Origin of the sequence: Ensifer sp. Root278, from assembly GCF_001429285.1 — a bacterium.
Lineage (GTDB): Bacteria > Pseudomonadota > Alphaproteobacteria > Rhizobiales > Rhizobiaceae > Ensifer.
Genome location: NZ_LMJJ01000016.1, coordinates 49104 through 57407 on the forward strand (window position 1 = coordinate 49104; position 8304 = coordinate 57407).

General features: G+C 63.3%; 9 protein-coding genes. 8 read left to right on the forward strand and 1 reads right to left on the reverse strand.

Annotated elements, in window-relative coordinates; all coding sequences use genetic code 11:
• The first annotated feature begins 31 nt into the window (after positions 1-31).
• Complete coding sequence (locus ASE60_RS15110) at positions 32-1291, forward strand: glycerate kinase (RefSeq protein ID WP_057251386.1); 1260 nt, start codon at positions 32-34, stop codon at positions 1289-1291.
• A gap of 39 nt (positions 1292-1330) precedes the next feature.
• Here ASE60_RS15110 and ASE60_RS15115 read toward each other — a convergent pair whose 3' ends face one another.
• Positions 1331-2347, reverse strand: a complete 1017-nt coding sequence (locus ASE60_RS15115) for an aldo/keto reductase (RefSeq protein WP_057251387.1) — start codon at positions 2345-2347, stop codon at positions 1331-1333.
• Positions 2348-2502: 155 nt separating this feature from the next.
• Here ASE60_RS15115 and ASE60_RS15120 point away from each other — a divergent pair, with 155 nt between their 5' ends.
• The 7 genes from ASE60_RS15120 to ASE60_RS34590 all read left to right on the forward strand — a co-directional run.
• Entirely contained in the window at positions 2503-3645 is a 1143-nt protein-coding gene (locus tag ASE60_RS15120) for an acyl-CoA dehydrogenase family protein (protein WP_057251388.1), read from the forward strand.
• The gene (locus ASE60_RS15125) at positions 3642-4421 is read left to right on the forward strand and encodes a 3-ketoacyl-ACP reductase (protein ID WP_057251389.1); all 780 of its coding nucleotides are present in this window, start codon (positions 3642-3644) and stop codon (positions 4419-4421) included. Before ASE60_RS15120 ends, ASE60_RS15125 begins: the two co-directional genes overlap by 4 nt.
• 7 nt (positions 4422-4428) lie before the next feature.
• On the forward strand, positions 4429-5577 hold the full coding sequence (locus ASE60_RS15130) for a dihydrodipicolinate synthase family protein (protein WP_057251390.1): 1149 nt from the start codon (positions 4429-4431) through the stop codon (positions 5575-5577).
• A 2-nt stretch (positions 5578-5579) separates the two neighbouring features.
• On the forward strand, positions 5580-6437 hold the full coding sequence (locus ASE60_RS15135) for a sugar phosphate isomerase/epimerase family protein (protein ID WP_057251391.1): 858 nt from the start codon (positions 5580-5582) through the stop codon (positions 6435-6437).
• A gap of 17 nt (positions 6438-6454) precedes the next feature.
• Entirely contained in the window at positions 6455-7219 is a 765-nt protein-coding gene (locus tag ASE60_RS15140; protein ID WP_057251392.1) for an electron transfer flavoprotein subunit beta/FixA family protein, read from the forward strand.
• A gap of 23 nt (positions 7220-7242) precedes the next feature.
• A complete protein-coding gene (locus ASE60_RS15145) occupies positions 7243-8184 on the forward strand; it encodes an electron transfer flavoprotein subunit alpha/FixB family protein (RefSeq protein WP_057251393.1) in 942 nt (313 codons plus the stop codon).
• 7 nt (positions 8185-8191) lie between these two features.
• On the forward strand, positions 8192-8304 hold a 113-nt coding region (locus ASE60_RS34590), incomplete at its 3' end, for an FAD-binding protein (RefSeq protein ID WP_156414648.1).

Genomic DNA, 8304 nt, shown 5'->3' on the forward strand with positions numbered 1-8304 from the left:
CCGGCAACCCGGCCCTTCATGGCGGTGTCTCATGGAACCTGACGACAAAGAACTCCTAACAACCTTCTTTCACGCGGCGATCGAAGCCGCAGATCCGGAGAATGCCCTGCGCGCCAATCTCCCGAGCGAGCCGCGGGGACGGACTGTGGTCATTGGTGCGGGCAAGGGCGCGGCGCAACTCGCCGCCGCTTTCGAGAGGCTCTGGCATGGTCCACTCGAAGGTGTTGTCGTGACGCGCTATGGATATGCCGTCCCGTGCGAGCGCATCCGCGTACTCGAGGCCGCTCACCCCGTACCAGATGCCGCTGGACTGGAGGCCACCAATGCGCTGTTCGAAGCTGTGCGGCATCTTACGGAAGACGACCTCGTTATCGCGTTGATATGCGGCGGTGGTTCGGCCCTGCTGCCGTCTCCGCCGGGTCCGCTGACACTGGAAGACGAAGCGATGCTGAACGAAGCGCTGCTTTCGAGTGGCGCGCCGATCTCGGTCATGAACGCCATTCGCAAACAGGTTTCGGGCATCAAGGGCGGGCGCCTTGGCGCCGCCTGTCATCCGGCAAAGGTCGTGACGTTGGTGGTGTCGGATGTGCCGGGTGACGACCCGGCGCAGGTTGCCAGTGGACCGACCATCCCCGACACGGCGGATCGCGCGTACGCGCGTACACTGGTCAAGACCTGGGGCATTGACCTTCCGGCGCGGGTCGCCGCGTGGTTGGAAGGCAACGAAGGCCTGGCACCGTTGCCGGGCGATCCGGTCTTCGCCGGCAACGAGGTTCGGGTGATCGCCTCGGCCAGTCTTTCACTGGAGGCCGCTGCTGAGCGCGCCGCGTCACTTGGCGTGCCCGCCGTTATCCTGTCGGATTCCATCGAGGGCGAGGCCCGAGACGTTGCCCGCGTTCACGCGGCAATCGCGCGTGAAGTCGCTGCTCGCGGCCGCCCTTTCGCGCGCCCTATCGTTATTCTTTCGGGCGGAGAAACCACCGTTACGATCAAGGGAAGTGGTAAAGGCGGGCGCAACACGGAGTTTCTGCTGTCCCTTGCCCTTGCGGCTGAAGGAATTGGCTTTTCGGCAATCGCTGCCGATACCGACGGGATCGATGGCTCCGAAGACAATGCCGGTGCTTTTGCCGATGGGCAGAGCATGGAACGCTTGCGGAAACTGGGACGCGATCCTTCGACCTTGCTCGCCGACAACGATGCCTGGACAGCCTTCCATCACCTGGGCGATCTGTTCGTGCCTGGGCCGACCGGAACCAACGTGAACGACTTCCGGGCAATCCTGATCCGATAAGAGAGCCCGCGCCGTCGCCGGCGCGGGTGCGGTTGCTGCTCAGGCTGGAACGGGTGCGTCTTCTCGCAGCAGGCCCTTGCGCTTGAGGTCCGCCCAGAAGTCTGACGGGATCGGATGCGAGAACCAGGCGAGGTTTTGTTCGAGTTGCGCGAGCGTGCGCGTGCCGGCCATGAAGGATGGGACGGCGGGATGTGCGACGACGAACTGCAGCGCGGCCGCGGCCAGCGGCACGTCATGGTCGGCACAGACGGCCTCGATCTTTGTAACCTTCTCCAGGATCTCGCGCGGTGCCGGCGCATAGTTGTACTTGGCGCCTTCCTTGGCGCCGGTTGCCAGAATGCCCGAGTTGAAGCCACCGCCCACGACGACGGCTGCGCCGCGCTCCTGGCAGAGCGGTAGGAAGGTATCGAGCGCTTCCTGTTCCAGGAGCGTGTAGCGTCCGGCAAGCAGGAAGCAGTCGAAGTCGTGACGCAGCAAGGCTTCATGGCAGACCTGCCATTCGTTGACGCCGACGCCGATCGCCTTGACGACCTTTTCCGCTCGCAGCTTTTCCAGCGCCCGCCAGGCGCCGTCCATAGCCTGTTCGAATACTTCCGGCTGCTCGCTGCCGCGCGTGAAGACGTCGATGTCGTGGATGAAGCACATGTCCATGTGCTCCAGCCCCAGCCGCTGCAGACTGTCTTCGAAGGCGCGCATGGTGCCGTCATAGCTGTAGTCGAAATGCATGGTGAAGGGTGCGGCATTCGTCCAAGGGGCAAAATCGATGGTATTGCGTCGCGCCGGACGCAGAAGTCGTCCGACCTTGGAGGCAAGAACGAATTCGTCGCGCTCCTTCCAGCGTAGCGCGTGCCCCGTGCGCAGTTCGGCAAGGCCGTGGCCGTACATCGGTGCGGTGTCGAAGAAGCGGACGCCGGCCTCCCAGGCGCGTGCGAACATCGCTTCCGAGGTCGCCTCGTCGATCTCGCGAAAGATGTTTCCGAGCGGTGCTGTTCCGAAGCCGAACGCGGTTACCTCCAGATCGGTCCGCCCGAATTTTCGCTTTTGGCCAGGGTGCATGTTTTCCTCCTTAAGTAACTGAATGGTGAATACTATGCATGCCCCTAACCAGCTGTGCAAGCAGCATCCTTTCCGGTCTCCAAGTTTTTCGTCTTGACGACATCTGGCCTCAGAATATATGTAACTAGATAGTTACTAGAGATGAGGCGAGGCAGATGTATCTCACCGAAACGCAGGAGCAGGTGCGCGAGATGGCGCGTGCCTTTGCCGACGAAATGATCCGCCCGATGGCCGAGGAGCTCGATCGTGAGGAGCGCTTCCCCGCAGGGCTTTACGACGAAATGGCAAAGCTGGGGCTTTTCGGTATTGGCGTGCCGGAAGCGCTTGGTGGGCCAGGGTTCGATACGCTCACCTACGCGCTGGTGATGGAAGAGCTCAGCCGTGGCTACGCTTCGGTTGCCGATCAGTGCGGCCTGATCGAGCTCATCTCGACCTTGCTCGTCCGCCACGGGACCGAAAGCCAGCAGGCCATGCTTCCGGATATCCTCGGTATGCGCGCCAAGGTCGCCTATTGCATCACCGAGCCGGAGGCCGGTACCGATGTTTCGGGCATCCGCACAACGGCTGAACGCGATGGTAACGGCTGGCGGCTCAATGGCGGCAAGATCTGGATCCACAATGCGCCGGTCGCCGATTACGGCTTCGTGCTGGCACGCACCGATAAGGAGGCGGGAAACCGCGGCATGTCGATCTTCATCGTCGACCTGCACGCGGCGGGCGTCGAGAAGGGGCCCAAGGAACACAAGATGGGCCAGCGGGCGAGCCAGGTCGGCGCGCTGAACTTCGCCGACGTCAAGCTTTCGGCCGATGCTCTCTTGGGCACGGAAGGGCGCGGCTTCCACATGATGATGTCGGTGCTCGACAAGGGTCGTGTCGGCATCGCGTCGCTCGCGGTCGGTATCGCTCAGGCGGGCCTCGAGGCGGCTCTGGACTATGCCGGAACACGCAAGCAGTTCGGCAAGGCCATTGCCGATTTCCAGGGCGTGCAGTGGCTGCTGGCCGACATGGCGAAGGATATCGAGGCTGCGCGCCTGCTCGTCCACTCGGCCGCCTCCAAGATCGACAGCGGCGCGGACGCCACGAAAGCGTGTTCGATCGCCAAGTGTTTTGCCGGCGATGTCGCCGTACAGCGGACGGCAGATGCGGTGCAGGTCTTCGGTGGCTCCGGCTACATTCGCGGCTTTGAGGTCGAGCGCCTCTACCGCGATGCCAAGATCACGCAGATCTATGAGGGCACGAACCAGATCCAGCGCATGATAATCGCGCGCGAACTGCTGAAGAAGGGCGCACGGGCATGACCGGGTCTGACCTTCGCCCGGTCGCGCTCGTGACCGGTTCGTCGCGCGGTATCGGGCTTGCTGCAGCTGAAGCTCTGGCGCGCGAAGGCTTCGCTGTCGCGGTCAACGGACCGCCGGGCGATGCAGAGCTGCCCTCGGCGGTCGAGCGCCTAGCCACCCACGGGGTTCCGGTCATGGCTGCGGCGTTCGATGTCAGCGCGATCGCTGGCCACGGCGCGGCACTTGCGGCTATTGAGGCTGAACTCGGTCCGATCACCACGCTTGTCAACAATGCGGGTGTCGGTGTTCTCCGGCGTGGCGACATGCTGGAGGTGTCGGAGGACAGCTGGGACCGTTGCTTCGCCGTCAATACCAAAGGCATGTTCTTTCTGAGCCAGGCTTTTGCGCGGCGGCTGCTTGCCCGCAGCAAAGGGCCGCTCTTCCACGCGATCATCAACGTCACCTCGTCGAACGCTGTCGCCGTGGCCGAACAGCGGTCGGAATACTGCGCGTCGAAAGCCGCCGCCGCGATGGTCTCGAAGGCGCTGGCCGTCCGGCTCGGACGGGAGGAGGTCGCCGTCTACGACGTCCAGCCGGGTCTGATTGCAACGGAGATGACGGCACCCGTCATCGATGCCTATCGCGAGCGGGCGGAACGGGGGCTCACGCTCTTTCCGCGTGTCGGAAGACCTGAAGAAGTCGGCGCCCTGATCGCATCGCTTGCGACGGGACGTCTTCCCTACACCACCGGAATGACGATCCCGGCCGATGCCGGCATGCTCGTCCCGCGCTTTTGAGGTTCCCATGAAAATCGCGCTTCCCGATACCGATGGCCGCCTGTCTGACTATGCCCTGAGTGGCAAGCCGATCGCGGCTGCGACACTTGGCAAGAACCCGGCGCGCGTTGTCTATTCCGCAGCTCACGTGGTCGCCGACCCATTCGCCGCCAATGACCCGTCCGGTAGAGCCGCGATTGACTGGGCAAAGACGATGGAGTTCCGCCGCTATCTTGCCAGCTTGGGGCTCGGGATCGCCGAGGCGATGGATACGGCGCAACGCGGCATGGGCCTCGACTGGCCAGGCGCCCTGGAACTCATCCGTCGCACGCGTGAGGAGCTGCCGGACGCCCTTGTCGCCAATGGCTGCGGTACGGACCACCTCGATCCAGCGACCGTCACCAGCATCGATGACGTTCGAAGAGCCTACCTGGAGCAAGTTGAGGCGATCCAGAAGGTCGGCGGGCGCCTTATCCTCATGGCGTCTCGCGCCTTGGTGCGGGTCGCGCAGCGACCCGAAGATTACATCAAGGTCTACTGCGATGTGCTGGCCGCCTGCGACGCGCCTGTGATCCTGCACTGGCTCGGCGAGATGTTCGATCCGCAGCTCGCCGGTTATTGGGGCGGCAGAGATTTCGAACCGGCTATGCAAACCGCACTTGCCGTCATCGACGAGAATACGGCCAAGGTCGACGGCATAAAGATCTCTCTCCTCGATAAGGACAAGGAGATCGTCATGCGCCGCCGGCTGCCGGCCGGCGTGAAGATGTATACGGGCGACGATTTCAACTACCCTGAACTGATTGAGGGCGACAGTGAAGGTTTCTCGCACGCCTTGCTCGGTATCTTCGATCCCCTGGCGCCGGCTGCGGCTTACGCGGTGGAGCGGCTTGGTGAAGGAGACCGCGCAGGCTTCCGCGCGACGCTCGATCCGACTGTTCCGCTCGCACGGCTGATCTTCCGGGCGCCGACACAGTACTACAAGACCGGCGTCGTCTTCCTTGCCTGGCTAAACGGCTTCCAGGATCACTTCGTGATGTTGAACGGTGCGCAGGCCATGCGCCCGCTGCCGCATTTCGTCGAGCTCTTCCGGCTCGCTGACCAGTGCGGCCTGTTGCGCGATCCGACGCTCGCCGCGGACCGGATGAAGAAGCTGCTTGCGCTCTATGGAGTGTAGCCATGCGTGAATTCAAGACGGACCATTCCGCCCTTGCGCTCAACACCGCAAGCCTGGGACACAATCTCGAAGGTCACGGGGCAGGGTGGTCGCCTGACCGTATCATCGATGCTTGCGCCGAGCGCGGCTTCGGCTCGATCGTTTTCTGGCGCCGCGAAATCGGTTCGCGGGCGATTGAAATTGGCGAACGAGTGCGCGCAAGCGGCCTTTCGGTTGCCGGTCTCTGCCGGACGCCGTTTCTTGTCGGCACGGAAGCCGTCGATCGACAAAGGGTCATCGACGAGGCGAAGGCCTCGATCGACATGGCTGCGGGCCTTGGAGCATCGGTGCTGACGATCGTGGTGGGCGGCGTGCATCCGGGCACCAAGGGCACCGGCGAGAGCCTGAAGATCGTCGCCGACCGTGTCGGCGAGATCGCGCCCTATGCCGCGGGCCGAAACGTCAAGCTGGCACTTGAGCCGCTCAATCCCGTTTATGCAGGAAACCGTTCCTGCCTGACGACACTGCGCGAAGCCGTCGATATCTGCGAGGCAGTCGGCGCGGCCAACCTCGGCGTCGCCATAGATGTCTACCATGTGTGGTGGGACAGTGAGATCGCGGCACACTTGCAGCGTGCGGGCGCCGACCGCATTTTCGGCTATCACCTCTGCGACTGGCTTCCCGACACGCGCGATGTGTTGCTCGATCGCGGCATGATGGGCGATGGGGTAGCCGATCTAAGGGCTTTGCGGCGGAGCGTCGAAGACGCGGGCTATACCGGTCCCTGCGAAGTGGAGATTTTTTCTGCAAACAACTGGTGGAAGCGGGACCCAGGCGAAGTCCTCGACGTGATGGTCGAACGCTTCCGCACGTTCTGCTGACGATATGGGAGGCATGCATGAAGATCCTGGTCACCGTCAAACGTGTCGTTGACTACAACGTCAAGATCCGCGTGAAGGCAGACGGTTCGGGCGTCGAGCTCGCCAACGTGAAGATGTCGATAAACCCCTTCGACGAAATCTCGGTCGAAGAGGCGCTCAGGCTGAAGGAAGCCGGCAAGGCGGAGGAAGTCGTCGTCGTTTCCGTTGGTCCGGCCAAGGCCGAAGAGACGCTGCGCACGGCCCTTGCCATGGGCGCTGACCGCGCCATCCTGGTTGAGACCGAAGACCAGGTCGAGCCGCTCGCTGTGGCCAAGATCGTCAAGGGCGTTGCCGAGGCCGAACAGCCGGGCCTGATCATCGTCGGCAAGCAGGCGATCGATGATGACAGCAACCAGACCGGCCAGATGCTGTCGGCTTTGCTCGGCTGGGCCCAGGGCACCTTTGCCTCCAAGGTCGAGATCGGCGATGGCAAGGCACCAGAGGGCACAGCAAGGGTGACGCGCGAAGTCGACGGCGGTCTGCAGACCATCGACATCAAGCTGCCGGCAGTTGTCACCACCGACCTGCGCCTCAACGAACCGCGCTACGCCTCGCTGCCGAACATCATGAAGGCGAAGAAGAAGCCGCTCGACAGACACACCCCTGCGGACTTCGGCGTCGACACCGCTGGCCGCCTCAAGGTGCTGAAGACCGAGGAGCCGTCGGGCCGCAAGGCCGGCATCAAGGTCAAGTCGGTCGCCGAGCTCGTCGAAAAGCTTAAAGTCGAAGCCGGCGTGCTCTAAGTTCAGGAAAGGGAGACATCATCATGGCCATTCTTCTTCTGGCTGACCACGCCAGCAACCACCTTTCCGACCAGACCGCCAAGGCGCTGACCGCAGCCTCCAAGATCGTCAGTGGGACTGGAGGCGATGTGCACATCCTCGTTGCCGGTGCCGGCGCCAAGGTCGCGGCCGAGCAGGCCGCCAAGCTCGCTGGCGTCTCCAAGGTGCTAGTCGCCGACGACGCCTCGCTTGCCAACAACCTCGCAGAGCCGCTGGCAGCCCTCATCGTCTCGCTCGCCGGCAACTACGACACGATCGTCGCAGCCGCGACCTCGGTCGGCAAGAACGTCCTGCCGCGCGTCGCAGCGCTGCTCGACGTCGCCCAGGTCTCGGAAATCATCGAGGTGGTCTCTGCCGATACCTTCAAACGCCCGATCTATGCCGGCAACGCCATCCAGACGGTGCAGACGACGGAAGCCAAGCGCGTCATCACCGTGCGCACCGCCTCCTTCGCATCCGCCGCTGAAGGCGGTTCGGCCGCGATCGAAAGCGTCGCGGCTGCCGCCAACCCGGGTGTTTCCTCCTTCGTCGCCGACGCGCTGTCGTCGTCCGACCGCCCGGAACTGACCTCGGCCAAGATCATCATCTCCGGTGGTCGCGCGCTCGGTTCCTCGGAAAAGTTCAGGCAAGTGATCCTGCCGGTTGCCGACAAGCTCGGTGCTGCCGTCGGCGCCTCGCGCGCTGCCGTCGATGCCGGCTACGCGCCGAACGACTGGCAGGTCGGTCAGACCGGCAAGGTGGTCGCACCCGATCTCTACATCGCCTGCGGCATCTCCGGGGCGATCCAGCATCTCGCCGGCATGAAGGACTCGAAGGTTATCGTCGCGATCAACAAGGACGAAGAGGCACCGATTTTCCAGGTCGCCGACTACGGCCTGGTTGCCGATCTGTTCGAAGCGTTGCCTGAATTCGAAAAAGCACTTTGAAAGACACATGGCCGAGATGATTGATCTGCCCGAACGCGAGAGCATGGAGTTCGACGTTGTCATCGTCGGGGCGGGGCCTGCCGGTCTTGCGGCGGCGATCCGGCTGAAGCAGGTCAATCC

Bases quoted from the DNA above. Each gene is read 5' to 3' on its own strand.
- ASE60_RS15110 (WP_057251386.1), top strand. From the start codon at position 32: ATGGAACCTGACGACAAAGAACTCCTAACAACCTTCTTTCACGCGGCG.
- ASE60_RS15115 (WP_057251387.1), bottom strand. From the start codon at position 2,347: ATGCACCCTGGCCAAAAGCGAAAATTCGGGCGGACCGATCTGGAGGTA.
- ASE60_RS15120 (WP_057251388.1), top strand. From the start codon at position 2,503: ATGTATCTCACCGAAACGCAGGAGCAGGTGCGCGAGATGGCGCGTGCC.
- ASE60_RS15125 (WP_057251389.1), top strand. From the start codon at position 3,642: ATGACCGGGTCTGACCTTCGCCCGGTCGCGCTCGTGACCGGTTCGTCG.
- ASE60_RS15130 (WP_057251390.1), top strand. From the start codon at position 4,429: ATGAAAATCGCGCTTCCCGATACCGATGGCCGCCTGTCTGACTATGCC.
- ASE60_RS15135 (WP_057251391.1), top strand. From the start codon at position 5,580: ATGCGTGAATTCAAGACGGACCATTCCGCCCTTGCGCTCAACACCGCA.
- ASE60_RS15140 (WP_057251392.1), top strand. From the start codon at position 6,455: ATGAAGATCCTGGTCACCGTCAAACGTGTCGTTGACTACAACGTCAAG.
- ASE60_RS15145 (WP_057251393.1), top strand. From the start codon at position 7,243: ATGGCCATTCTTCTTCTGGCTGACCACGCCAGCAACCACCTTTCCGAC.